The sequence below is a fragment of the Brevibacterium sp. CFH 10365 genome (genome assembly GCF_009299785.1).
Taxonomy (GTDB): Bacteria; Actinomycetota; Actinomycetes; order Actinomycetales; family Brevibacteriaceae; genus Brevibacterium; species Brevibacterium limosum.
Map to the genome: position 1 here is coordinate 254,450 of NZ_VIGO01000001.1, position 25,085 is coordinate 279,534.

General features: G+C 66.6%; 19 protein-coding genes. 10 read left to right on the forward strand and 9 right to left on the reverse strand.

The features are described 5' to 3' along the window. The first annotated feature begins 100 nt into the window (after nt 1-100). Together FHG09_RS01050 and FHG09_RS01055 are read left to right on the forward strand one after the other, a co-directional pair. The gene (locus FHG09_RS01050) at nt 101-1,300 is read left to right on the forward strand and encodes a methyltransferase domain-containing protein (RefSeq protein ID WP_193627233.1); all 1,200 of its coding nucleotides are present in this window, start codon (nt 101-103) and stop codon (nt 1,298-1,300) included. Between the two features lie 194 nt (nt 1,301-1,494). After that, a complete protein-coding gene (locus tag FHG09_RS01055) occupies nt 1,495-3,231 on the forward strand; it encodes a BCCT family transporter (RefSeq protein WP_227492473.1) in 1,737 nt (578 codons plus the stop codon). 67 nt (nt 3,232-3,298) lie between these two features. Here the strand turns inward: FHG09_RS01055 and FHG09_RS01060 are convergent, their stop codons facing one another. The 5 genes from FHG09_RS01060 to hutI form a co-directional block, all read right to left on the reverse strand. Beyond that, nucleotides 3,299-4,042: an IclR family transcriptional regulator gene (locus FHG09_RS01060; protein ID WP_152345846.1), complete on the reverse strand. Its 744-nt coding sequence runs from the start codon at nt 4,040-4,042 to the stop codon at nt 3,299-3,301. 61 nt (nt 4,043-4,103) lie between these two features. Then, the gene (locus tag FHG09_RS01065) at nt 4,104-5,552 is read right to left on the reverse strand and encodes an amidohydrolase family protein (protein ID WP_152345847.1); all 1,449 of its coding nucleotides are present in this window, start codon (nt 5,550-5,552) and stop codon (nt 4,104-4,106) included. Next, nucleotides 5,549-6,817, reverse strand: a complete 1,269-nt coding sequence (locus FHG09_RS01070) for an allantoate amidohydrolase (RefSeq protein ID WP_152345848.1) — start codon at nt 6,815-6,817, stop codon at nt 5,549-5,551. Before FHG09_RS01070 ends, FHG09_RS01065 begins: the two co-directional genes overlap by 4 nt. A 173-nt stretch (nt 6,818-6,990) precedes the next feature. After that, a complete protein-coding gene (gene hutH, locus FHG09_RS01075; protein WP_152345849.1) occupies nt 6,991-8,667 on the reverse strand; it encodes a histidine ammonia-lyase in 1,677 nt (558 codons plus the stop codon). 109 nt (nt 8,668-8,776) lie between these two features. Further along, nucleotides 8,777-10,078 carry an imidazolonepropionase gene (gene hutI / locus FHG09_RS01080; protein WP_193627234.1) on the reverse strand — a complete coding sequence of 434 codons (1,302 nt, stop codon included), beginning with the start codon at nt 10,076-10,078 and terminating at the stop codon, nt 8,777-8,779. 318 nt (nt 10,079-10,396) lie between these two features. On the opposite strand from hutI, the gene FHG09_RS01085 reads away from it, so the two are divergent. Then, a complete protein-coding gene (locus tag FHG09_RS01085; protein WP_152345850.1) occupies nt 10,397-11,290 on the forward strand; it encodes an SDR family oxidoreductase in 894 nt (297 codons plus the stop codon). A 220-nt stretch (nt 11,291-11,510) separates the two neighbouring features. On the opposite strand, the gene hutU is transcribed toward FHG09_RS01085, so the two are convergent. After that, nucleotides 11,511-13,232, reverse strand: a complete 1,722-nt coding sequence (gene hutU / locus FHG09_RS01090) for a urocanate hydratase (protein ID WP_152345851.1) — start codon at nt 13,230-13,232, stop codon at nt 11,511-11,513. A 432-nt stretch (nt 13,233-13,664) separates the two neighbouring features. Here hutU and FHG09_RS01095 point away from each other — a divergent pair, with 432 nt between their 5' ends. The 5 genes from FHG09_RS01095 to catA all read left to right on the forward strand — a co-directional run bounded on the left by FHG09_RS01095 (nt 13,665) and on the right by catA (nt 18,602). Then, the gene (locus FHG09_RS01095; protein ID WP_152345852.1) at nt 13,665-15,266 is read left to right on the forward strand and encodes an AAA family ATPase; all 1,602 of its coding nucleotides are present in this window, start codon (nt 13,665-13,667) and stop codon (nt 15,264-15,266) included. Further along, nucleotides 15,263-16,189 carry a LysR family transcriptional regulator gene (locus tag FHG09_RS01100; RefSeq protein WP_152345853.1) on the forward strand — a complete coding sequence of 309 codons (927 nt, stop codon included), beginning with the start codon at nt 15,263-15,265 and terminating at the stop codon, nt 16,187-16,189. Before FHG09_RS01095 ends, FHG09_RS01100 begins: the two co-directional genes overlap by 4 nt. After that, entirely contained in the window at nt 16,186-17,289 is a 1,104-nt protein-coding gene (locus tag FHG09_RS01105; protein ID WP_152345854.1) for a mandelate racemase/muconate lactonizing enzyme family protein, read from the forward strand. The genes FHG09_RS01100 and FHG09_RS01105 overlap by 4 nt, the downstream gene beginning before the upstream one ends. Nucleotides 17,290-17,348: 59 nt before the next feature. Next, on the forward strand, nt 17,349-17,624 hold the full coding sequence (gene catC / locus FHG09_RS01110; protein WP_152345855.1) for a muconolactone Delta-isomerase: 276 nt from the start codon (nt 17,349-17,351) through the stop codon (nt 17,622-17,624). Between the two features lie 105 nt (nt 17,625-17,729). Next, nucleotides 17,730-18,602: a catechol 1,2-dioxygenase gene (gene catA, locus FHG09_RS01115; RefSeq protein ID WP_152345856.1), complete on the forward strand. Its 873-nt coding sequence runs from the start codon at nt 17,730-17,732 to the stop codon at nt 18,600-18,602. Between the two features lie 135 nt (nt 18,603-18,737). Here catA and FHG09_RS01120 read toward each other — a convergent pair whose 3' ends face one another. From FHG09_RS01120 to FHG09_RS01130, 3 genes are read right to left on the reverse strand one after another with little or no spacing between them, the layout of a single operon-like run. Beyond that, on the reverse strand, nt 18,738-19,091 hold the full coding sequence (locus tag FHG09_RS01120) for a helix-turn-helix domain-containing protein (protein WP_152345857.1): 354 nt from the start codon (nt 19,089-19,091) through the stop codon (nt 18,738-18,740). 41 nt (nt 19,092-19,132) lie between these two features. Further along, on the reverse strand, nt 19,133-20,359 hold the full coding sequence (locus tag FHG09_RS01125) for a CaiB/BaiF CoA transferase family protein (RefSeq protein WP_152345858.1): 1,227 nt from the start codon (nt 20,357-20,359) through the stop codon (nt 19,133-19,135). Further along, on the reverse strand, nt 20,356-22,179 hold the full coding sequence (locus FHG09_RS01130; protein ID WP_227492474.1) for an acyl-CoA dehydrogenase family protein: 1,824 nt from the start codon (nt 22,177-22,179) through the stop codon (nt 20,356-20,358). Before FHG09_RS01130 ends, FHG09_RS01125 begins: the two co-directional genes overlap by 4 nt. An 89-nt stretch (nt 22,180-22,268) precedes the next feature. Between FHG09_RS01130 and FHG09_RS01135 the strand changes: the two genes are divergently transcribed. Then, entirely contained in the window at nt 22,269-23,171 is a 903-nt protein-coding gene (locus FHG09_RS01135) for a LysR family transcriptional regulator (RefSeq protein WP_152345859.1), read from the forward strand. A 458-nt stretch (nt 23,172-23,629) separates the two neighbouring features. After that, on the forward strand, nt 23,630-25,036 hold the full coding sequence (locus tag FHG09_RS01140; protein WP_152345860.1) for an MFS transporter: 1,407 nt from the start codon (nt 23,630-23,632) through the stop codon (nt 25,034-25,036). The last annotated feature ends 49 nt before the right edge of the window (nt 25,037-25,085 follow it).

Below are 25,085 nucleotides of genomic sequence, written 5' to 3' on the forward strand. Positions count from 1 at the left end.
CGAGGGTAGAGCCAAATCGATTTGGCCAGGTCTAGTCTACGGCGGCCCGTGGGCAGGGTCAACGGAATCTCCCGGGAGGATCGCCGATTAGAATGAGGGGATGACGACCCTGCCGCTCACCCCCGCCTCGGCGGATCATGGGCACCTGCATTGCGGCTATTTCGAGCGCGGGGAATGCCGTTCCTGTGCGCTCCTCGAGACCTCTTACGGGCAGCAGATCACGGACAAGGAGACCTGGTGTCGGGAAATCCTCGCCGAGGCGGCCCCGCGGGAATGGCTGCCGACCTTCGCCGGCGGAGTGCGGGACTTCAGGAATCGGGCGAAGCTCGCCGTCGGAGGTTCGGCTGGGCAGGTGACCTTGGGCATCCTCGATCAGGAGTTTCACGGCGTCGACCTGCGCGAATGCGGGATTCAGGCTCCGGCGATCCGAGCTGTCATTCCGGTGCTCGCGGACTTCCTCGATGCCACCGGACTCGAGCCCTACGATGTCTCTGCTCGTCGCGGCGAGTCGAAGTTCGTCCATGTCACGGCGGCCCCATCGGGTGAGTTGATGATCCGGTTCGTCGTGCGCACTCAGCATGGTCTGGACGTGCTGAGGTCGCGGCGCGCGCAGTTGATCGAACGTGTGCCGGATGCCTCGGTGGTGTCGGTGAATCTGCTGCCCGAGCACAAGGCGGTCCTCGAGGGCAGTCGCGAGGAGATGCTTCGCGGCGAGTCGCTGCGGATGAACCTCGATCGGGTCGATCTGCATCTGCGGCCGCAGAGCTTCTTCCAGACGAACACGCACGTGGCTATCGGCTTGTACAACCAGGTGGCTGAGTGGGTGGACGCGGTCGAGTCGGCGAATCTGTGGGATCTCTACTGCGGTGTCGGTGGATTTGCGCTGCACTGCGCGAGTCCGTCCCGTCGGGTCACCGGCGTCGAGGTCAGCGAGCAGGCGATCGAGTCGGCGAAGATCAGCGCTGGTGAGCTCGGTGTCGATGCCCGGTTCCTCGCCGGCGATGCGACGGAGTTCGCCGAGGCGAACTTGGTCACTTCGGCCGATGCGACCGGCCCTGCCGGCGTCGAACGTCCGGACTGCATGATCGTCAACCCGCCTCGGCGAGGGATCGGTGCACGGCTGTCGGCCGCGCTGGAGAGCTCCGGTCTCGAGCACATCGTCTACTCGAGCTGCAATCCCGTGTCGCTGGCCAAGGACCTCGCACGGATGCCCAGCTATCAGGTGGCCCAGGCGCGGATCTTCGACATGTTCCCGCACACGAAGCACCTCGAGGTCGCGGTGCTGCTCGAGCGGCGGTGAGACCGGTCCGCGAGGGACGGCAACGTCGGTGCTCCACCGCGAGAAGACTCACACTCTGCTGTTTCCGCACTCAAGCATGTGGTGATTCGGCGACAAGCGCATAGACTCGTCAGTCGCACGGCCCCACGAACGACCCAGTTCGCGGGGCCTGTTGTGCAATCTGCCGATCCCACCCACTGAACCGAAGATGGCTCATGCCTGCCGCCGAGGCGACCATGAGTCCGGAGACCACGATGACGACGCTGAACTCACCCGCCCCCGAACCCGCAAGCGGCACTGCAGGCGGTTCCGACCGCTCAACCGCGTCCGCTTCCTCGAGCGGGTCAGACGACCCTCCCCCTGCCGGCGGGGCCGAATCCGGACCTGATCCGGGCGACGCCCCGACGGCATTCGACGGGGCTCCACGCTCCAACCGAGTGGGGAAAGTGTTCGTATGCTCGGTCGCCATCGTCATCGCCTTCATGGTGTGGGCGACGATTGCGCCCGATGCGCTCTCTGACATCATGACGCGGGCGATGACGACGGTGTCCACCGGTTTCGGCTGGATCTACCTCGTCGTTCCCTTCGCGGCGATCGCGATGCTGGTGTGGTTCGCTGCCAGTCGATTCGGTCGCCTCCGCCTCGGCTCTCAGGACTCACGTCCCGAATACCGCACAATCACCTGGTTGGCGATGATCCTCGCGGCAGTGATGGGCATCGGCCTGGTCAGCTACGGGGTAGCCGAACCGATGTCGCACTTCATGACCCCGCCCCACGGTCTGGCCGAGCCTGAGACCATGGACGCGGCGATTCGCGCGATGCAGTTCTCCTACCTCGACTGGGGCTTCCAGGCCTGGGCGATCTTCGGCGTCTTCGGGCTGGCGATCGGCTATTCCACTCACCGATTGGGTCGGCCGGCACTCGTGTCGACGATGCTGCGCCCCGTCCTCGGCCGTTTGGTCGACGGCTGGGTCGGCAGCTTCATCGACATCCTCACCATCATCGCCACACTCTTCGGGACGACGACGTCCCTGGGGCTCGGCGCCTCGCAGATCGGCGAGGGACTCAACACCGTCCTCGGAGTCGATTCCACCATCGTCATGCAGATCATCGTCATCACCGTTCTCACCCTCCTCTTCACCGGTTCGGCACTGACCGGTGTGAGCCGCGGCATCAAGTACATCTCGCAGATCACGCTGACCATGGCGACACTGCTGGGGCTCTTCGTCTTCATCACCGGACCCAGCGGCTTCGTCTCCAACCTGTTCGTCCGGTCTGTCGGCGCCTTCGCCGGGGACTTCATCGAACTGAGCTTCATGACACCCACGAACGCTGAGGACAGCGAATGGATGCTCGGCTGGACCTATTTCATGATGGCGTGGTGGCTGTCGTGGAGCGCCTTCGTCGGCATCTTCCTGGCCAAGATCTCGAAGGGCCGGACCATCCGGGAATTCGTCGCCGGAGTCCTTCTCGTTCCCAGCGCCGTCTTCTTCATCTGGTTCACTGTGATGGGCGGTTCGGCGATCAAGTTCGACAGTGATGGGGCAGGAATCGGTGAGGCCACTCAGGACAACTTGGACACAGCTTTCTTCAGCCTCCTCGACCAGCTGCCGCTGTCCATGCTCTCCTCGGTGTTCACGATCATCATGGTGATCCTGTTCTTCGTCTCCTCAGCGGACTCGAACACCTTCGTCCTCAGCTCGCTGTCCTCGCGAGGGTCCTTCACTCCCCACCGTCCGGTGATCGCCACCTGGGGCTTCCTCACCGGAGGCTGCGCGGCGGTCCTGCTCCTCGTGGGCGGGCTGCAGGCCCTGCAGCAGGCGGCGATGCTCTCGGCGGTTCCGTTCACCGTCATCGTGGTCGTCCTCGCCATCTCCCTGGTCAAGGAGCTGCGCAGCGATCACCAGATCGTCGAGGAGGTCGCGCGCGAACGGCGAGTCCTCGAATTCTGACACTCCGTCGGCAAGGACTTTCAGCTGCGGCAGCCGAAGCCGGTGGCGTGACCAGAGCTGAATACCCTCACCGCAGCTTGGCGGTCACCTCGGCGGCGGCGGTTCTGACCCGCTCGATCAGAGATTCGGTGTCCTCGGGCAGGGTCTCGGTGACGAACGAGAGTCCGATGGCCGCGATCGGGCGACCGAGCACGTCGAAGACCGGAGCCGCGATCGTCGAGATTCCGGGGGTGACTTCCCCGTGTTCGATCGCACTGCCGGTCCGTCGTTCCTGGGCGAGGACCGCGTTGAGCGCCTTCACCGAGTTCGGGCCTTTGCCAGTTCGAGTGACGAACTCGGTCTCGGACTGCAGCATCGCGAGCACCTCGGACTTCGGCAGCTGCGCGAGGATCGCCCGTCCGGTCGCCGTGAGGTAGCTGGGCATGCGCACCCCGGTGGCGGTGATGAGTGCGACGGATTTGAGCGACTGCTCCTTGAGCACGTACTCCGTCTCCCAGCCGCGGATGACGGCGAGCTGTGCGGTCGTGGCCGTATCCTCGGCGAGCTGACGGACGGTCGGCTGCGCCAACCGCTGCAGGGGGTTCGTCCGCAGGTAGGACGACCCGAGCTCGTGCACTCCGGCCCCCAGCACATACCCGGATTCGGTGCGCGCCACGAGCCCGAGCTCCTCGAGCACGGCGAGGATGTCGTACGCACTCGACCGGGGAATCTCGAGCGACCTGACCAGCGCACCGGCCGTGATCGACCGATTCGACGAGGCCATATGCCGCAGGATCGCGATCGCCCGCCGCAATGCGGGAACCTCAGCCACGATGTGCACCTCCCATCCCGGCACACCCGAGTGCGCACGCTCCGACGACCTCAGCCACGACTCAGCCCTCCATCTCCAAGGCTGCGAAGGCCTGCGCGTGGAGTTCGGAGATATCGCCGAGGTCGGTGTGCACTCCGTCGCGCACGCGGACCCGGCCTCCGCTGACGGTCAGATGCACATCCGCCGAGGTGGCCGTGAGGATGATCTGTTCGTCCAGTGATCCCATGGTGCGCATGCTGTCGCTGCGCAGGGCCACGAAGTCACACGCCTTCCCGACCTCGAGCGAGCCGACGGGAAGGTCGAGGCTGTGCGCCCCGCCTTCGGTCAGCGCCGTGATGAGTTCGGCTGGGGAGAAGCGTCCGCGCTGTCCGGAGCGCAGGCGTTCGCCGGCCTCGAGCCCCTGGGCCTCCCGCAGGGCGTCGAGGACGACGTGCTGGTCGGAGCCGAGCGAGATCACGGCTCCGGCGTCGGCGAGTTCCCGCGCCGGTCCGATACCGTCGGCGAGGTCCGCCTCGGTGCACGGGCACATGACGATCGTCGAGCGTGAGCCTCCGAGGAGCGCGATGTCCTCATCGCTGAGGTGGGTGGCGTGAACGGCCGAAAGCCGGTCGTCGACGGCTCCGGAGCGGGCGAGCACCTCGGTCGGGGTGGCACCGTACGCGGCCTGGCAGGCTTCGTTCTCCGCCGGCTGTTCGGACAGGTGCACATGCACGGGCCCGGTCAGTTCGGTGAACCTCGGAAGGTTCGCGGCGGGCACGGCGCGGATCGAGTGAATGGCCGCCCCCACGTGCACGAAGCTCTCACCTGGAGCGTTGACGGGAAATTCCTGAGCGAAGGATTCGGCGAGGGCAGAGTGCCGGTCCATATAGCCGTCGATCGTGCCGTCGCCGAATCGGGCCTGTTCGGCCGAGAGTTCGGCGTCGATGGCGCCGGTGAGGTAGCAGGTGTCGAGGAGTCGGATTCGGATCCCCGCCGAGGCGGCCGCCCGTGCCAGCGCCCGTTCCATCGCGTGGGCTCGAGGCCCGGCACCGGCGTCCGCGTCCCCGCGGGGACGTTCGGTGTGTTCGGCGGCCTCGGTGACCGGATCCGCGCCGTCCCCGCGGGCACGGTCGATTCCGTACGGCGTCCCGTCCTGGGCATGGTGGATGTAGTGGAATTCGCCCACCGAGGTGTATCCGCCGGCGAGCATCTCGGCGAAGACGGCGCGGGCCACCGTCTCGTAGGACTGCGGGTCGAGTTTCGCGGCGACGGAGTACATGACCTCGCGCCAGGTCCAGAAGGTGCCGCCGTCACCGTGGGTGCGGCCGCGCAGCATCCGGTGGAAGGCATGCGAATGCGCGTTGACTCCGCCGGGCAGAACGAACCCGTGCACCGCCTCGGCGTCGGAGGGTGCGGTATCGATCCCGGTTTCGACGGCGGTCAGCGTTCCGGTGTCATCGGCGCTCAGCAGGACTCCGCGGGTGACGGCTCCGTCGACCCAGGCGGATTCGCACCAGTAGCGGGTGCTCATTGCGCACCTCCTGTCGTCGGGCCTCCGGCGGCACCGTCGGCGAGTGCGTCTTCGACCCCGAGTTCGCGGGCGAGCACCTTGACGAGTGCATCGACTCCGGCTCGCTGATCGTCGACCTCGCAGGCCTCTTCGGGAGCGTGGGAGACACCGGTCGGGTTGCGGACGTAGAGCATCGCCGAGGGCACATGGGCTGCAAGAATTCCGGCGTCGTGCCCGGCACCTGAGGGCAGCAGCGGCGCATCCGGCAGCACCGAGGTCAGGCGCGAGTTGAGGTCGGCGGTGAAGTGGGTCGTCGGCGAGTACGACTCCTGCGAGATGCTCACCTCGACCCCGCCGTCGGAGGCGTGCTGGCGGGCCCGGCGGCTGATGGCCTCGAGCACCTGCTCGACGACGGCGTCGTCGGGGTGGCGGATGTCGAGCCAGAAGCTCATGGCCGAGGCGATGACATTCGTTCCGCCCGGATGGATGAGCGTACGGCCGACGGTTGCCACGGCGCTCGCGTCAGTGGCGGCCGCTAGGGTCGGGATATCCCCGATCGATCGGGAGGCCGCGACCACCGGGTCGGCGCGATGACTCATCGGCGTCGTGCCGGCATGGTTGCCCTGACCAGAGAAGGAGAAGTGCCACCGCCCATGGCCGATGATCGAGGAGCCGATGGCGACGGCCTGCTCGGTGCCCACCAGACCGACGCCCTGTTCGACATGGAGTTCGATGAAGGAACCGATTCCGGCCAGCCGAGACTGGTCACGCCCGATCCGATCCGGTTCGAGGCCATAGCCACGGGCGACGTCGGCGAAGGTGTCGCCGGCTGCGTCCTTGAGACCGAGTGCCCGGTCGGCGTCGATGGCACCGGTGAGCAGTCGCGAACCGAGGCAGGCGACACCGAAGCGTGAGCCTTCCTCCTCGGGGAACACGGCGAGCGCGAGGGGCCGGGTGGACCGTTCGAGTGCACCGGAGGCCTTGAGCACGTCGAACGCCGCCAGCGCCGAGGCGACGCCGAGGGGTCCGTCGAACTCGCCGCCGCCGGGGACGGAGTCGAGGTGGGATCCGGTGACGACGGCATTCGCGCCCTGCGGGGTCGCCCAGGCCCAGGTGATGCCGTTGGCGTCGATCTCCGTGTCGAGGCCGCGGCGGGCCGCCTCGGCGAGGAACCACTCACGCAGCTCCCGTTCGGTGGCCGAGAACCCGGGCCGCTGGTAACCCGGGCCGCGGGTGTCGCGGCCGGTGTCCTCGATCTGGCTCAGCAGCGAGACGACATCGCTCATTGGCAGTTCACTCCGTTCGAAATCAGTCGGATCCGGTGATGCGTCGGTCCCATAGTCGGCTGGCCTCGGCAGCAGGGCCCGGATGGGAGGGACCGGTCATGCACCGATCCGATAGTCGGGGCCGCTCGACGATCGCCCGGACTCGGGGTCTCGACGATCGCCCGGGCCCTGGGTCAGTCCTGGTGGGTGGTGGCGGCGTCCGTTCCCGATGCTTCGGCTGCGGCTTCGAGATTGCCCAGCGCCGTGAACTCGGGGTCGTTGACGGCCGGTCCGCCGCCGACCGGCTGCCAGGTTCCGGCAGCGGAGGTGACGGTGTGGTTCAACGGTGACACCGACTCCGCGGCGGCGACCAGCGTCCCGTCCTTGACCTTCGCGATGGTCTCGGCGAGTTCGGGCGAGAGGAACCGGTCGGGGCCGGGTCCGGGCACGGTCTCGCGGATCGCTGCGATCACGGCTCCGGTCACCGGCGCCGGTGCTGCTTCCCGCATATCGCAGGCTCGGGATGCGGCATAGAGTTCGATGCCGACGACGGAGGTGAGGTTGTCGACGACCTTGCGCAGCTTGCGTGCGGCCGACCAGCCCATGGACACGTGGTCTTCCTGCATCGCCGAGGACGGGATCGAGTCGACCGAGGCCGGTGTCGCGCCCCGTTTGGCCTCGGAGACCATGGCTGCCTGCGTGTAGTGGGCGATCATCAGGCCAGAGTCGACTCCGGCATCATCGGCGAGGAACGGGGTGAGGTTCTGGTTGCGGGCGACATCCATCATCCGGTCGGTGCGACGCTCGGACATCGAGGCGACGTCGGCGGCGACGATGGCGAGGAAGTCCAGTGCGTGGGCCAGGGGTGCGCCGTGGAAGTTGCCGTTCGAGGACACCATTCCGTTGGTGAGCACGACCGGGTTGTCGATGGCTGCGCGCAGTTCGCGCTCGGCCACTTGCATGGCGAAGGCGACGGCATCGCGGGCGGCACCGTTGACCTGCGGGGCGCAGCGCATCGAGTACGCATCTTGGACGAGGTGGGTGGAGTCGCGGTGGCTGGCGGTGATGCCCGAGTCGGCCAGCGAGGCGAGCATGTTCGCGGCCGAGGCGGCCTGACCGTCGTGCGGGCGCAGCGCGTAGTGGAGTTCGGGGGCGAAGACGGCGTCGGTGCCGAAGAGTCCTTCGATGCTCATGGCCGCGGAGACGTCGACGGCGGTGAGCAGGTTCTCCAGGTCGGTCAGGGCCATGATGAGCATGCCGAGCATGCCGTCGGTGCCGTTGACGAGCGCGAGGCCCTCCTTCTCGGCCAGCGTCACCGGGGTGATGCCGGCGGCAGCGAGAATCTCATCGGCGGGGCCTGCCACTCCGTCGGGTCCTTCGGCCACGCCTTCGCCCATGACGACGAGCGCGCAGGCCGACAGTGGCGCGAGGTCGCCCGAGCAGCCGAGCGATCCGTATTCGTGGACGACCGGGGTGATGCCGGCGTTGAGCAGGTCGACGTAGGTCTGGAGGACCTCGGCGCGGACGCCTGCCCGACCGGTGGCGAGCGTCCGGGCGCGCAGCAGCATCAGCGCCCGCACGACTTCGCGTTCGACGGGTTCGCCGACGCCGGCGGCGTGGGAGCGGATGAGGGATTTCTGCAGCTGAGTGCGCAGTTCGGCGGGGATGTGCCGCTGGGCGAGTGCCCCGAATCCGGTGGAGACACCGTAGACGGGCTTCTCGGCCTGGGCGAGGGCGTCGATGGCCTCGCGGTACTTGTTCACTCGGGCCAGTGTGGCCTCACTCAGGGAGACCTTCGCGTCGTGGCGGGCGACCTCGACGACCTGGGCGAATGTGAGGGTGTCGGGGTCGAGATCGATGAAGACTGACATCTGGGACCTTTCGGTTGCTTGAGTGAAACGTTCGTGTGTTGCTGTTATGCGCTTCGTGTGGTGGCTTCAGCCGGTGAAAGCGCGGAAGTGCCCACGGCGTCTGTGCGTCTCAGACCTGTGGGCGGTTGTCGACGATGAGCTCGCCGCCGGAGTAGACGCGTTCGACCAGTTGGACACCGGGCCGGTAGGCCAGGTGCCGGCAGCTCGGCGCGTCGAGGACGGCGAGGTCCGCACGGGCTCCCACACCGAGGTGGCCGACGTCGGTCCGCTGCAGAGCGTTGGCTCCGCCGGCGGTCGCCGCCCACACCGCCTGTTCGACAGTGAAGTGCATATCGCGGACGCCGATGGCGATGACGAACGGCATGCTGTTGGAGAACCCGGAGCCGGGATTGCAGTCGGTGGCGATGGCCAGCGCGACTCCGGCGTCGACGTAGCGGCGGGCGTCGGGGTAGGGCTGGCGGGTGGAGAACTCGATGCTCGGCAGCAGGGTGACGACGGTGCCTGCCTCGGCGAGGACGGCGAGGTCCTCATCGGTCGCGAAGGTGGCGTGGTCGACGGACGCGCAGCCGAGTTCGGCCCCGAGCTTGAGCGCCCCACCCTCGGTGAGCTGATTGGCGTGCAACCGAGGTTTCATTCCGACGGTCTTGCCGGCGTCGATGATCCGCCGCGTCTGATCCTCGGTGAAGGCCCCGGTTTCGCAGAACACGTCGACCCACTTCGCCTTGCCTTCGGCTGCCGGGATGATCTCGTCGACGACGAGGTCGACGTAGCGTTCCGGATCGTCCTTGAACTCGGGCGGGACGACGTGGGCGGCGATGAGCGTCGATTCCTCGGTGTGCCGGTTGATGATGTCGAGGGCCTGGATCTCATCGGCAACGGTCAGTCCGTAGCCGGATTTGATCTCGAAGGTCGTCGTTCCCTGCCGCCTCGCCTGGTCGAGGAGGTGGACGAGGTTGGCTTCGAGTTCGGCCTCGGTGGCGGCGCGGGTGGCGGCCACAGTGGTGGCGATTCCCCCGGCCGAGTACTTCTGCCCGGCCATCCGGGCGGCGAATTCCTCGGACCTGTCACCGGCGAAGATGAGGTGATTGTGGCTGTCGACGAAGCCGGGGATGACGGCCTTGCCGCCGAGGTCGATGGTTTCGACTTCGGCCAACCCACCAACCGAGGTGACTTCCCCATTGACGATGTCATCGTCGTTGACCGTGGCCACATCGGCCCGCGGGGATGCTGGAGCATTCGCATTGGCATCGATGAAGTGCTCCTGCAGCGCTGTGTCCGCCTCAGCGGACGGTCCGGACCAGACGACTCGACCGTCGTCGATGAGCAGGGCGGCATCGGTGATGACGCCGAGTTCTCCGAGTGCGTCGAGGTCGTTGACGACCAATTCGCTGATCCCGGTGATGAGCTGCATGACGGTCGGCCCTTTCCGATCGAGAGTGGTTCCCTCTCAGTATGGACCGCCCGATGGCGGGGCAGAACCGCTCTCGCCGATAATTGTCCGATATTTCGGACAATCGGTGGTCGTGCCCGTGCGGGTGGTCCGGGCACGGACAGGATTGATTTGCCCGTGAGCCATGGGAACAGGCCAGGCCCCCGTCGGAGATGACCCCTCGACAGCGGGTGTGACGGCCTGGGCACACGCCCCGGCGACGAGTAGCCTGGCAGCATACCGACGACGTCCACCGATTCACGGACACGATCGTGGTTCCACCGACAGAGGAGACGGACGATGACCACTGACAACAACCTCGGCGCTGGAGGAGAGTCCGGTCGTTCGCTGGCCGGTCGAACGATGATCATGAGCGGCGGCAGCCGTGGGATCGGTCTGGCGATCGCTCTGCGCGCGGCCCAGGACGGGGCGAATATCGCACTGCTGGCGAAGACCGCCGAACCGCATCCGAAGCTCGAGGGCACGATCTATACCGCGGCCGAGCAGATCGAAGCGGCCGGCGGCAAGGCCCTGCCGATCGTCGGCGATGTCCGCAGCGAGGAATCCGTCGCCGAGGCGGTCGAGCAGACCGCGGAGACCTTCGGTGGGATCGACGTCGTCGTCAACAACGCCAGCGCCATCGACCTCTCCTCGACCGAGGACCTGCCGATGAAGAAGTTCGATCTCATGAACTCGATCAACTCGCGCGGCTCATTCCTGCTGGCCAAGACCGCCATCCCACACCTGAAGGTCTCGGATGCCGCACATGTGCTCACGCTGTCTCCGCCGCTCAACCTCAATCCGGCGTGGGCAGGCAGGCACTTGGGCTACACGATGGCGAAGTACGGGATGTCGCTGGTCACGCTCGGGCTGGCCGAAGAGCTGCGCGGGTCGGGAGTCGCGGCCAACAGCCTGTGGCCGCGGACGACGATCGCGACGGCCGCTGTGAACAACCTCCTCGGTGGCGAGCAGCTCATGGCACGCAGCCGCAAGCCCGAGATCATGGCCGAGTCCGCATGGGCGATCCTCACCTCCGATCCGCGCGAGGTCACGGGCAACTTCTTCATCGACGACGAGGTGCTGCAGGCTCGGGGCGTCACGGATCTGTCCGTCTATGCACACGATCCGTCACGGCCCGGCTCTGTCGGTCACGGCCCCGACGACCTCGAACTCGACCTCTTCCTCGACGAATAGGGGTGGGCGGCGGCCGATGACTCGCGGTCGGCAACTCCCCGCGACACACAAAAAGTCGAGCAGCACAGTTTCAAACCTGTGCTGCTCGACTTTTTCCGAGCTATTCAGCGGGTTCGTACTGTGGATTCCACGTTGGTACACCTTTCTCTGAAATGCCCCCGAGGAACGTGAGCATTTCGCAACAGCGTGTACCAAAGAGCCTGCTTGGACCGCAGGCCGCTTACTGTGCGGCGGATTCCTCGTCGCGTCGATCGAGCTCGGGGATCATCGGCACGCGCTGGCCGCGTTCTTCGGCCACCTCGGCGGCGCGGTCGTAGCCGGCGTCGACGTGGCGGATGACGCCCATGCCCGGGTCGTTCGTGAGCAGGCGCGCCAGTTTCTGGGCGGCCAGTTCGGTGCCGTCGGCCACGGAGACCTGTCCGGCGTGGATGGAGCGGCCGATGCCGACGCCGCCGCCGTGGTGGATCGACACCCAGGTAGCACCCGAGGAGGTGTTGACCAGGGCATTGAGCAGCGGCCAGTCGGCCACGGCGTCGGTGCCGTCGAGCATGGATTCGGTCTCACGGTAGGGGCTGGCCACCGATCCGGAGTCGAGGTGGTCACGGCCGATGACGATCGGGGCCGAGATCTTGCCTTCGGCGACGAGCCGGTTGAACAGGAGTCCCGCCTGGTGGCGTTCCTTGTAGCCGAGCCAGCAGATGCGGGCCGGGAGACCCTCGAACTCGACGTACTCGTTGGCAGCGTCGAGCCACGTAGCCAGGTGTTCGTTCTCCGGGAAGAGTTCCTTCAGCGCCTGGTCGGTGACCTCGATGTCCTTCGGATCGCCGGACAGCGCGACCCAGCGGAACGGTCCCAGTCCCTCGCAGAAGAGGGGACGGATGTAGGCGGGGACGAAGCCGGGGAATTCGAAGGCACGGTCGTAGCCGGCCTTGCGGGCCTCGTCGCGGATCGAGTTACCGTAGTCGAAGACCTCGGCGCCGCGGTCCTGGAATTCGACCATGGCCTTGACGTGCTTGGCCATGGACTCCTCGGCGCGGATGGTGAACTTCTCCGCATCCTGTTCGGCCTCGTCGTGCCAGTCGTCGACGCTCACTCCGACGGGCAGGTAGGACAGCGGGTCGTGGGCCGACGTCTGGTCGGTGACGATGTCGACTTCGGCGGCCTCAGGGCGGTCGAGGATGAGCGGGAGGATCTCGGCGGCGTTGCCGACGAGCCCGACCGACAGGGCCTGCTTGTTCTTCTTGGCTTCGATGACCTTGGCCAGTGCGGTGTCGAGGTCCGTTTCGACCTCGTCGAGGTAGCGCTTGCCTTTGCGGCGGTCGAGGCGGGTCTTGTCGACGTCGATGATGAGGCAGGCGCCGCCGTTGAGCGTCACGGACAGCGGCTGGGCTCCGCCCATGCCGCCGCAGCCGGCGGTGATGGTCAGGGTGCCGGCCAGCGTTCCGTCGAAGCGCTTGCGGGCGATGGCGCCGAAGGTCTCATAGGTGCCCTGGAGGATGCCCTGGGTGGCGATGTAGATCCAGGAGCCGGCGGTCATCTGGCCGTACATCATCAGGCCCTCGGCCTCGAGCTCGCGGAAGTGCTCCCAGTTGGCCCAGTCGCCGACGAGGTTGGAGTTCGCAATGAGCACGCGCGGGGCCCATTCGTGGGTGCGCATGACACCGACGGGCTTGCCGGACTGGATGAGGAGGGTCTCGTCGTCCTCGAGGTCATCAAGGGTGCGCACGATCGCGTCATAGGCTTCCCAGGACCGGGCGGCACGGCCGGTGCCGCCGTAGACGACGAGGTCTTCGGGGCGTTCGGCGACCTCGGGGTCGAGGTTGTTCATGAGCATGCGCTTGGGCGCTTCGGTCTGCCACGACTTCGCGGTGATCTCGGTTCCGCGGTCGGCGCGGATCACGCGGGACGGGTCGTGTTGGGTGAACGACGGCTTGGTGGTCATGGGATTCTCCTTGTCGCTGTGTCCGACGAGGCGGATGCTTGGCTGCCGCTTCGCCGTCGCGCCGAGGTGTGGGCTCCCCTGCGCTGTCGGCTCTGACTACACCATCCATTCTGACGACTGGAGCAGAATGCGGAAGTGGCCCGGATCAAGTTCCGTCCGATATCTCGGACATAAGCGAAACCGGTCAGCAACCGACCGCATCCGGCCGCCCGATCCATCCAGCTGCCTGATCCATCCAGCTGCCCGATCCCTTCGGTCACCCCGCCCCTTCGACCGGCCCCACCTCGATTCATTACACCTACTTCTCAATCAAGACGTTTTCGATCCTTTAAATCAAGATGCGAACCGCATAAGGTCATGGGCAATACCTCACCCCGGACGACCCATCCCCCACGATCACGCTCCACCCACACCTTCGAAAGAGGAACAACGATGTTCATCGCACCCACCGCCGTCGTAGCCGCCACCGAGTCCGACGCCCTGCTGACGACCCGCACCAGGGCGCAGAACTGGCGGTCGAAGGACATCGGGATCCCGGACCGGGAGCTCACCGACGCGGCACTGGAGGAACTGGCGCAGAGGGCGAACATCCTCGGCGAGGAATCATTCGAGCGCACCGTCGCAGCCGTGCGCTCCAGTCGCAGCGGCGAATGCCCGGTCATCCCGGACATCGCCTCGGCAGCTGAGATCTTCCGCGAATTTCTGCGGGCCGCCCGCATCGACGGCTGGCTCTATCTGCGCGAGTCCGACGGCTATGTCCACCCGTATCTCGTCGTGAGCATCGACGTCGAGCACGGAGACAAGACGCGCGGCCCCCGCGTGAAGCTCACGCTCGAAGCCGACAATCCCACGGTCAAACGACCCTCCCGAGCACCGCGGATCCTCTATTTCGAGGAGACCGAAATCGTCGGCAAGACCCCGGAAGAGGCGCTCACCGCGGCCGGAGCCTTCCGCGAATCCCCCGAGCTCAAGGACGAATACGCCCGACGCCGCGCGGATTTCCAGGAGATCATCGACCACGGATTCGGCCGCCAGTACATGTTCACCGGCCGCGCCATCCGCACCGACGACCACCGTGCGGCCAACCGGCGCAGCGGCCGCAAGGTCGTCAACGACGTCGCCCCCGACGAGATCGCCGGTCTGCGCGGAGTCAGCGCCTCGGTGCTCTTCGACGCCGGCGAATACGGACCGATCCCCGTCCTCACCGCGGTGCGCGTGTTCGACCTCGCGGCCCAGGACTATCTCGATGTCAACACCGGGGACCTGCGTGCCTACGAATACGACCCCACGCTCCAGGACAAGCTCGTCCTGCCGCCCGAGCAGCGGGAGCTGCTGACCATCCTGACCACGGACATCGAGGTCTTCACGGGCGACATCATCGAAGGCAAGTCCGCCGGCAACGTCATCCTCGCCAAAGGCCGCCCCGGAGTCGGCAAGACCCTGACCGCGGAGGTCTATGCCGAAGTCATCGGCAAACCCCTCTACTCCATTCACTCCGGCTCACTGGGCATCACGCCGGAGGCGGTGCGGAAGAACCTCGAGATCATCTTCGATCGGGCGAAGCGCTGGAGTGCCGTGCTGCTGCTCGACGAGGCCGACGTCTTCGTCCTCGAACGCGGCTTCGACCTCACGCAGAACGCCATCGTCGCGGAGTTCCTCCGCACTCTCGAATACTTCGACGGGCTCCTGTTCCTCACGACCAACCGCACGAACGGCGTCGACGAGGCGATCCTGGCCCGCTGCGCGGCCGTCATCGACTACCAGGCCCCGTCCGCCGAGGATGCCCGCCAGATCTGGCAGATCATGGCCGCCGGCAACGAGGTGGAGCTCGGCGACGATCTCCTCGACCGACTCGTCGCGGAGTTCCCCGACATCACCGCCCGTGACATCAAGATGGTGCTGCGCCTGGCGCTGCGCATCTCCGCCCACCGAGGAGAACGCCTCGACCTCGACGACTTCGCCCATGCCGCACGCTTCCGGGGCATCCGGATGGCCAGTGCCGCGGAGGCGACCGAACTGGTCGGCACCCGATGAAACTCGAGACACGGCAGTTGGAGTACTTCTCCATGGTCGCGCGCGAGCGGCACTTCGGGCGGGCCGCCGAACGCCTCAATCTCGCACAGCCGTACCTGTCGCAGCAGATCCGCAAGCTCGAGAGGCAGCTGGGCACCACTCTGCTCAACCGCACCACCCGCTCCGTGACGCTCACCGACGCCGGAGCTCACCTGCTCGAGGAGGCCGATCGCGTGCTCGCCCACCTCGACGCCCTCGGCAAGGAAGTCCAGCTCATCGGCGCGGGGCTGACCGGTCCGCTGCGACTGGGCTTCACCGGGTCAACGACGTACGGGATCATGCCGCAGATCGTGCGACGCACGGCGAGCGCCGCACCGAAGCTGCAGCTCAACGTCAGCGGAGAGATGGTCACTCCCCGGCTCGTCGACCGCCTGCTCGACCGCAGCATCGACATCGCTCTGCTGCGCGGCGACACCCAGGCGAAGGGGCTGAGCAGCAGCGTCATCGGCAGCGAACCCTCCATCCTCGCGGTGCCCTCGGATTCCGCCCTCGATGCGCCCGAATCGATCACCGCCGACGAACTCGGCGAGCACGCCCTCGTGGGATACCCCGAGAATTCGACGCTGTCGAAGATGACCGCGGAATTCCTCGGCCGACACGGCTCGCGCCCCGACTACTCCGTCCGGGCCTCGGAGACATCGACGCTGATGTCGCTCGTCGCCGCAGGTCTCGGCGCCGCGATCGTCCCCCACACCGCCACCGCCCTCGGCATCCCCGGGGTCCGCTTCCGCACCATCGACGAGGCGCCGCGCACCGACCTGACCGTCGTCTGGCGTACCGACGAGGAGACCCGCACCATCACCCGGATGATCGAGATCATCACCGAAGTCGTCGGCGAGAACATCGACGACCCCACCGCCGATGAGAAGGAGCAGCCAGCGTGAAGATCACTGGCGTCGAAGCCGTCCCGTACCGCATTCCCATGCGCAAACCGCTCAGGTTCGCCAGCGGCGAGGTCCACCACATCGAGCACGTGCTGCTGCGGATCACGACCGATGAGGGCCTCGTCGGCTGCGCGGACATCCCACCGCGTCCCTACACCTACGGGGAGACAAAAGAATCCGTCGTCGGCATCGTGAACGGAGTGTTCTCGGAGGCGCTGCTCGGCGCCGATCCGCTCGACCGTGCCCTCATCCATTCCCGGCTGCACCGCACCATCGGCAACCAGACGGCCAAGGGCGGGGTCGACATCGCCCTGTGGGACCTCATCGGCAAGTCGCTGGACACCCCCGTCCACCGTCTCCTCGGCGGGTTCGCCGATTCGCTCGAGGTCTCCCATATGCTCGGATTCTCCCCCACCGAGGCGGTCGTCGAGGAGGCGCAGAAGTTCACCGAGACGTACGGAGTGCGGTCGTTCAAGATCAAGGTCGGCAGGCGTCCGGTCTCCCTCGACGTCGAACTCGTCGCCGCTCTGAGAGAAGAGCTCGGCGACGATGTGCTGCTCTATCTCGACGCCAACCGCGGATGGACCGCCACCGAGGCCGCGCAGGTGCTCGAAGCCACGTCCGGCCTCGACCTGCGGTTCTTCGAAGAGCCCGACGATGCCGACGAGATCCTCGGACGACGCCGCCTCGTCGCGGCCTCCCCCATTCCCATCGTCGCCGACGAATCGGCACCGAACCTCGGCGCCGCGGCCCGCGAGATCCATACGGGCGGAGCCAGCGCGCTGTCGATCAAGACCGCCCGGACCGGGTTCACCGAATCCCAGAAGATCCTGTCCTACGCCGAGGCGCTCGGCCTCGACGTCCTCATGGGCAATCAGATCGACACCCAGCTCGGCAGCACTGCGACGGTGACCTTCGGTGCGGCCTTCGAACACTCCTCACGGTGGCCCGCCGAACTCTCGAACTTCCTCGACATGGCCGATGACCTGATCGCTTCCCCGATCGAGATCACCGACGGACGGGTCCATGCCCCGACCGTGCCCGGCGTCGGCACGATCATCGACGAGGACAAGCTCGCCCGATACCGCATCGACCGATAACCCGAACCGCCCCCTCACCCCGACCACCCGGCCCCGACCTCAACCTCGAAGGAGAGAACATGCTCTACCTCGTCAGAATGGACGTCACGCTGCCGCAGCATCTGTCGGCAGACGACACCGCCGAGCTGCTGGCCCGTGAGAAGAACTATTCGCAGGAGATCCAACGCGACGGCAGGTGGAAGGAGATCTGGCGAGTCGCCGGCGAATATGCGAACTACTCGGTCTTCGACGTCGCTGATCACGACGAACTCCACACCATCCTCAGCGGTCTGCCGCTCTTCCCCCATATGAAGATCGCCGTCACCCCGCTGGCCGCCCATCCATCTCATATCTGAGGCAGGCAGCCGGCGCTCGCCGCGCCGCTGACGGCCGACAGAGCCCCGTTCACCAGAAAATCTCGACGCCGGAACCGATCCGGCACTGTATCAAAGGAGAGACACATGTCAGAGAACAGCTTCACCGCCGAGGTCGACGCCAAGGCCGCCGATTCCGGCGCCAATGCCTCCGCCCAGTTCCGTGAGCGTCAGGCTCGCGCCGGCTCCGGCGGAGTCGTCGACCACGAGCGGGTCGCCCTGCTGGCCGGGAAGGCGATCAAAGCCCTCAACGATCTCGTCTTCGAAGAGCAGGTCAGCTACGAGGAGTACAACGCGCTCAAGGCGTGGCTGATCAAGGTCGGTGAGGACGGCGAATGGCCGCTGTTCCTCGACGTCTGGCTCGAACACTCCGTCGAAGAGGTCGCCAACGAAGACCGCGAGGGTTCGAAGGGCACCATCGAGGGCCCCTACTATGTCTCGGACTCCCCCGAGTTCGCCTGGAACGACACGATCCCGATGCGCTCCGACGAGCCGGGCACTCCGTTCGTCTTCAAGGGACAGGTCACGTCCGTCAGCGGGGAGCCGCTGCCAGGGGCCAAGCTCGAGCTCTGGCACGCCGACAACTTCGGCTTCTATTCCCAGTTCGCGCCCGGACTGCCCGAGTGGAACCTGCGCGGCACCTTCGTGGCCAATGAGGCCGGCGAATACGAGATCCACACGATCCGGCCCGCGCCCTACCAGATCCCCACCGAGGGTGCCTGCGGTCAGCTCATCGAGGCGGCCGGCTGGCACGCCTGGCGTCCGGCGCACATGCACTTCAAGGTGTATGCGCCCGATCACCAGCTCATCACCTCGCAGCTGTACTTCCCCGGCGATCCGCACAACGACGACGACATCGCCTCGGCCGTCAAGCCCGAGCTGATGCTCGATCCGCAGCCCAATCCGGACGCCGAGGGTGAGATGGTCACCTACAACTTCGTTCTCGACCCCCAGCGCTGATCCACAGCGGGCCGAGACGCGGCCCGACAGTTCCGAAGCGAAATGGCACACCTTTCTCTGGAATCATCACTGAAGAACGTGAGCGATTCAGAGCAGGGTGTGCCGTTTCGGTGTCCATCCAGGACGACCGGACCGTCACAGCTCGGGGATGCCGTCGCCGAGGTGGACCGCCGCCAACTCCGTGCGCGACCGGATCCCGAACTTCTCGTAGATGTGCGTGAGATGGTACTGCACCGTCTTCTCCGCGATGAAGAGTCGGCGCGAGTGTTCTCCTCGAAGATCGGCGGCGACCGAGCGTGCCAGACGGGCCGGAACCTGCATCGCCAGATAGTCGCTGAGGATGGCGCCGTGTCCGGCTCGGCTCATCACTTCGTCGACGGGACGTCCCTGCCAGAGCCTGATCTCGGCTGCCGTCCACTGCGGCAGCTGAGCCAGCAGCGGAATGTTCGCGTCATCGCAGATGCGCAGTCCCGTCTCCGCGGTCTGCATCGCTTCGTCCCATTCGCCGAGGAAGTACTGGACTCGTGACCTCAGGCGGACGCATTTCGGCTTGTCGAGAATGCGTGCTGCTCAGCATCCAATTGATCGCCGACACCTGCCGACTCGACGTCGACAGAATCTGCGTCGACCCGGGAGTCGCCGCCAGAGCCCCCCGCGACCCCCTGCACCGGTGAGATCCGGTAGCTGGCCGGGGTTCGGGCGAGTTTGATCGGCGAGGCCACCCCGCGGCAGCCGTCGTCGAACTCCACGACCATCTCACGGTGCGCGGTATGCGGGTGCTCGACCACCTCGGCGGCATCGAGGATCGGTCCGGCGGGCACGCCGATGCCCATGAGCTCCTCGGCCAGCTTCTCCGCGGAGGTTTCCGCCATGAGCGCTTCGAGCTCGGTCCGCAGCGCGTCCCGGTTGCCCAGGCGCGCGGCATTGTCGACGAAGCGCGGATCCTCAGCCAGGCCCGGAGCGCCGAGGTGGTCGACGAGCCTGGCGAACTGTCCGTCGTTTCCGGCCGTGATGAACACCTGCCCGGAACCGGTCGCGAACGCCGAGTACGGAGCGATGTTCGGATGGTCGTTGCCGGTCGGCTTCGGCACCGACCCGCCGCCGAAGAAGTTCGGCAGGTGCGGGTGCATGACGGAGATCCCGCAGTCGAAGAGCGTCGTCTCGACCCGCTGACCGCGCCCGCTGGTCACCCGTTCCTGCAGCGCCATGAGCACTCCGATGGCTGCGTTGAGTCCGGTGACCATGTCGACGGCGGGCATGCCGATGCGCATCGGCCCTGTCGATGAGTCTCCGTTGACCGACATCAGTCCCGACATCGCCTGGATGATCGCGTCGTAGCCGGGCCGCCCGCCCAGCGGGCCGTCATCGCCGAAGCCGGTGATCGAGGCGTGCACAAGGTGCGGGTAGCGGTGAGGTATGTCCTCGACGGGGTCGAGGCCCCATTTCGCCAGGGTCCCGGTCTTGAAGTTCTCGACGAGGACATCGGCACCGGCCAGCAGCCCGTGCAGTGCGTCCTGTCCCTCCTCGGTGCGCAGATCGAGGGCCATCATCCGCTTGTTGCGGTTGATCCCGGCGAAGTAGCTCGAGACCTCGGGTGCCACGAACGGCGGCCCCCAGCTGCGCGTATCATCGCCGGCCGGCGGCTCGACCTTGATGACGTCGGCGCCGTGATCGGCCAGGATCTGTGTGCAGTAGGGCCCGCCGAGGATGCGCGAGAGATCGACGACGGTGATCCCGGCGAGCGCTCCCGCGCTCATTCGGCACTCCCGCCGCGGCGCGCAGTCCCCTCGTGGTCGGGTCGATCGAAGCCGCCCTCGCCGAGGATGTCCTCCACAGCCGCGAACGCCTCGTCCCGACTCAGGCCGACATCGTCGATGAGGGCATCGAGGACGGCATCGTCTTCGACGACGGGCACCAGCGGGTTCTGCGGCATCAGCTTGTGCCGCAGGACCAGGGAGGCGGTGACGAGGCGCGACCAATCGCCGCGATCGGCACCGACCCGGGTGCCCTCCCAGGCCATGATGACCGCGGTGACGAGGTTGTAGGCGGCGGTGGCCAGCTGACGCACGCGCGCCTGATCTGCACCTTCGGGCGTGGATTCGATCCCGTGCAGCAGCTCCGAACTCAGCGCGCTCACCTGCTCACGGAACACGGCCGGGAGGTCGGCCGCCTCGGCGAGGAGATTCTCCAGGTGGAGGAACAGCGGCTTCAGCGCACCCGAGCGGTGGGCGGCGCGGATGACGTCGAGGGCGACGATGTTCGAGGTGCCCTCCCAGATCGACCCGAGCTGGGCATCGCGGAAGATGCGGGCGTCGCCGTACTCCTCGATGTAGCCGACCCCGCCGCGGATCTCCATCGCATCGGCGGTGACCTTGCGGGCGTCGCGGGTGGCGCGGAACTTCATGAGCGGGGTGAGGATGCGCAGCACCGAGGCGGCCTCGGCATCCCCCGCATCCGCGCGGGCGAAGACGACGGACGTGTGCAGCGCGATCGACAGCGCCTGCTCCGTGGTCGTCATGATCTTCGCGAGCTGGCGACGCTGCAGGGGCAGCTTGGCCAAGGTGGTGCCGAAGGCTTCGCGATTGCGGCAGATGAACTTCGACTCCCCGAAGGCACGGCGCATGAGTCCGGCGGCGCGCACGCCGTTGGACAGGCGTGAGGAGTTGATCATGTCGGCCATCTGCACGAACCCCTGTCCGACATCGCCGACGAGGTAGGCGGTCGCGCCCTGCAGGCTGATCTCACCGCTGGGCATCGACCGCGTGCCGAGTTTGTCCTTGAGGCGGACGATGCGCATCGCGTTCTGCGAACCGTCGGGCAGGGTGCGGGGCAGGAGGAAGAGGCCGATTCCCTTGATGCCGGGCTTCGCGCCCTCGGGGCGGGCGAGGACCATGGCGAGTTCGGCATCGGCGTTCGAGCAGAACCACTTCTCGCCGGTCAGCGCCCAGGTGCCGTCACCGTTGTCGACGGCTGTGGTCGCGGCCCGACCGACGTCGGAACCGGCGTCCTGTTCGGTCATGAACATTGCGCCCTGCGTCAGGTTGTCGAGATCCGTGCTGGTCAGACCGGACAGATAGCGGTCTATGAGGTCGGGCGAACCGAACTTGCGCAGGGTGCGAGTGAGCGCATCGGTCATGGACACGGGGCATTCGAGGCCGAATTCGGCCTGTGCGAAGAGGTAGAAGAAGAGGTACTTCGCCACCGGTGGTAGCGGCGCCTCCCAGCCGAAGACGCCGGGCCGGTGGCTCATCGCGGCCATCCCGAGTTCACCGAAGGCCACTTCCTGCAGGCGACGATAGGCCGGGTGGATCTCGATCGACTGCCGATCGGCACCGCTGCGGATGCGGTGCTGGAGGATCGGAGGATTGACGTCGGCATCGTGGGCGAGGTCGTCGAGTTCGCCGCCGAGGCGGGGTCCGAGGTCCTCGAACACCGGCCGCAGGTGCGCGAGCAGCTTCTCCTCGAGGTAGAGCGGCAGCAGGTCCTTAAGCGACTTGTCGTCGGCGAAGCGGTCGATGCCGCGGCTGTCCGGCACGGGGGTCATGGTCGTGTCGGGCGTCGGGACAGTCTCACGCAAGATAATCTCCTTTGATAGCTGCTTCGACGCTACGCCCGCAGTTCTGCGGCTGGCAAAGACATTTCTCTTATCCCTGATAATCTCCAGTTATGGCTGAACCGAGTCTCAAGCGTCTCCAGTACTTCATCGCGCTGGCCGAGCACGGCAAATTCCAGGCCGCCGCCGACGCCGTGAACATCTCCCAGCCGGCGCTGAGCGCCGAACTCAGAAGACTCGAGGACTTCGTCGGCAAACCGCTGTTCCACCGCAGCCCCGTGACGAAGCTGACCGCGGCAGGCGAGGCGCTGCTGCCGTATGCGAAGTCCGCCGTGGGTGCGGCGCACCGGTTCAACGAGTTCGCGGCGGCGGTGGACACCGGGGCACCGACGTCGATCTCGATCGGCACCGTGGCCACATTCCTCCACCGCGGCCTGCCGCAGACGATCACGGACTTCTCCGCTGCGCATCCGGACATCCTCGTCACCACCGAGGAGGCGACCTCGGCGGCGCAGTCGGACATGCTGCTCGGCCACGACATCGACATCGCCTGCGGTCACATGCCCCTCCAGCATCCCGGCGTCGTGTGCACTCCGGCGGCCCGGGAGTCCTTCTGGCTGTGCGCCCCGGCGGATTCCCAGGTCACCACCATCGCCGAGGCGGTCGATTCCCCGTTCGTCATCTTCCGCAAGAGCGCCTCCCCGATCTATCACGACACCGTCGTGGGCATCTGCCGCACGCACGGATTCGAACCGCAGATCCACCACCGGACGGCCAGCTGGTCGGCGGCCGTGGAGATGGTCGCCCACGGACTCGGCGTCTCCCTCGTCCCCTCGCCCGTGGCGCGCAGCTACCACGGCGATGAGCGGCTGGTCTTCACGCGGGTCGGCACCCGCCCGAACGCCCCGCAGGCGTGGATCACCGTCCGCCGGGAAGACCAGTCCACGCTCGTCGGCGACCTCGCCCTCGACCTCGTCATCGCCTCGGAATCACTGGCCGACCCTGTCGGCGAGTGAGCGTCCGCCACTCGACAGCTGAACGTCCGCGGTCACCCTGTCCCGGGATTCGTGCGCCCGCTCCTCGACACTTGAACCACCGCGGTCATCCTGCCCCGGGATTCGTGCTCCCGCGTCGTGCGCTGCGGACATCCCGGACCCCGGGCGGTACCGGGCGCTCATGCTCTGCCAGGGCCGCCTCGGCGATGTCGAATCATTCCTCTGATACTCAGCGCGCAACAATGAGCTGTGCGGCCATCGGAGCTGGTATCAGCGAAAATTCCCACGGCCGACTCTACGGCCCGGTAGGCCACAGAACACCAGGGAACTCAGCTCCATCATCACTTCGGGTTATGCCATCATAACCAGAATATGTTTGCGCGGACCTGGTGGGCAACTTACGGTGAACGAGCACCGATACCTCGTCTTCGACCCCTGGCATCGGTAGGCGCAATGACGCTCCACCTGAGAGGAATCGCATGTCTGATTCGGTCAACACCGCGAAACGCGCTCGCAAAGCCGGAATCGCATCATTCGTCGGAACCACCATCGAGTGGTACGACTTCTACATCTACGGGACCGCCTCGGCGCTGGTGTTCGGGCACGTCTTCTTCCCCGACACTCTGCCCGCCGGCGTCGGCACGCTGCTCTCCTTCGTCACACTGTGGGCGGGCTTCCTCGCTCGCCCGCTCGGCGGAATCATCTTCGGCCACTTCGGCGACAAGTACGGGCGGAAGAAGACACTCGTTGTCACCCTCGTCATGATGGGCGCGGCCTCGTTCCTCGTCGGCCTGCTGCCGGGATATGCGACCATCGGCATCGCCGCTCCGATCATCCTCACCTGTCTGCGCATCCTGCAGGGCATCGCTGTCGGAGGCGAATGGGGCGGCTCCGTGCTCATCGCCAGTGAGAACGCCCCGAAGGGCAAGGGAGTCCTCTACTCGGCCTTCGCTCAGCAGGGTTCGCCGGCGGGAAACCTCATCTCCTCGGGCATGTTCTTCGTCCTCGCGCTCCTGCCGACCCCGCAGTTCCTCCTCTTCGGCTGGAGGATCGCATTCCTCGCGTCGATCTTCCTCATCGTCATCGGTCTCGTCATCCGCCTCAGACTCGAAGAGCCGGAGAACATGAAGGCCGCGAAGAAGAAGGACGCCGTCGTCAAGGTCCCTGCCGTCGAGGCGATCAAGAAGCACTGGGCGCTCATCCTCCTCGGCGCCGGTGCGCTGCCGCTCATCCAGGTCACCTATCTCAAGACGACCTTCGCCACTGCGTGGGCCACGGACACCTCTCACTCTTGGGCCTACAGCTCGTCGACGTTCCTCGCCGTCGTCACCCTCGCACTCGTCGTGCAGTTCATCGTCCAGCCCTTCGGCGCGATCATCCTCGACCGGGTCAAGGACATGCGCAAGGCGATCTTCTGGATCATCCTGCCGGAGTTCGTCCTCATGCCGCTCATGTTCTTCGCGATCGAGCTGGGCCATCCCGGGATCGCCCTCGCAGCCATGGCCGCCGCGACCGTTCCGCATTCGCTGTTCTACGCCGGAATCGGCGGAATCATCGCACGGGCATTCCCCACGAGGGTCCGATACACCGGCATCTCCCTGGCCTACCAGCTGTGCTCGATGACCGTGGGCGGAGGCACCGCTGCGGCCGCGCAGTGGATGTACACGAGCTCGGGATCCATCGTTCCGGTGGCGATCCTCAGCGCCGGCTATGCGCTGGTCTCCCTCGTCTGCACCCTCATCCTGCTCAACAAGACCGGCTGGACGGCAAGCGAGAACTCGAAGGCCGAAGCCGCCGACGAAGCGGAGTTCGCCGCGGCTCTCGCAGCAGAGGAAGCCGACTCGGACTCCGAACCTGGTCCGGTGCGCGCTCCGGTCACTCCCTGAGGCCCGCCCTCTACGACGATGCGGCCCCGAGTCCATGGTGGGCTCGGGG

Excerpts from the sequence above, each read along its gene's own strand:
- FHG09_RS01120 (WP_152345857.1), bottom strand. The coding sequence starts at position 19,091 with ATGCAGACCGCGGAGACGGGACTGCGCATCTGCGATGACGCGAACATT.
- catC (WP_152345855.1), top strand. The coding sequence starts at position 17,349 with ATGCTCTACCTCGTCAGAATGGACGTCACGCTGCCGCAGCATCTGTCG.
- hutI (WP_193627234.1), bottom strand. The coding sequence starts at position 10,078 with ATGCAGCTCATCACCGGGATCAGCGAATTGGTCGTCAACGACCTCGAC.
- FHG09_RS01055 (WP_227492473.1), top strand. The coding sequence starts at position 1,495 with ATGCCTGCCGCCGAGGCGACCATGAGTCCGGAGACCACGATGACGACG.
- hutU (WP_152345851.1), bottom strand. The coding sequence starts at position 13,232 with ATGACCACCAAGCCGTCGTTCACCCAACACGACCCGTCCCGCGTGATC.
- FHG09_RS01050 (WP_193627233.1), top strand. The coding sequence starts at position 101 with ATGACGACCCTGCCGCTCACCCCCGCCTCGGCGGATCATGGGCACCTG.
- FHG09_RS01070 (WP_152345848.1), bottom strand. The coding sequence starts at position 6,817 with ATGAGCGATGTCGTCTCGCTGCTGAGCCAGATCGAGGACACCGGCCGC.
- FHG09_RS01065 (WP_152345847.1), bottom strand. The coding sequence starts at position 5,552 with ATGAGCACCCGCTACTGGTGCGAATCCGCCTGGGTCGACGGAGCCGTC.
- FHG09_RS01140 (WP_152345860.1), top strand. The coding sequence starts at position 23,630 with ATGTCTGATTCGGTCAACACCGCGAAACGCGCTCGCAAAGCCGGAATC.
- FHG09_RS01095 (WP_152345852.1), top strand. The coding sequence starts at position 13,665 with ATGTTCATCGCACCCACCGCCGTCGTAGCCGCCACCGAGTCCGACGCC.
- hutH (WP_152345849.1), bottom strand. The coding sequence starts at position 8,667 with ATGTCAGTCTTCATCGATCTCGACCCCGACACCCTCACATTCGCCCAG.
- catA (WP_152345856.1), top strand. The coding sequence starts at position 17,730 with ATGTCAGAGAACAGCTTCACCGCCGAGGTCGACGCCAAGGCCGCCGAT.
- FHG09_RS01085 (WP_152345850.1), top strand. The coding sequence starts at position 10,397 with ATGACCACTGACAACAACCTCGGCGCTGGAGGAGAGTCCGGTCGTTCG.
- FHG09_RS01135 (WP_152345859.1), top strand. The coding sequence starts at position 22,269 with ATGGCTGAACCGAGTCTCAAGCGTCTCCAGTACTTCATCGCGCTGGCC.
- FHG09_RS01100 (WP_152345853.1), top strand. The coding sequence starts at position 15,263 with ATGAAACTCGAGACACGGCAGTTGGAGTACTTCTCCATGGTCGCGCGC.
- FHG09_RS01125 (WP_152345858.1), bottom strand. The coding sequence starts at position 20,359 with ATGAGCGCGGGAGCGCTCGCCGGGATCACCGTCGTCGATCTCTCGCGC.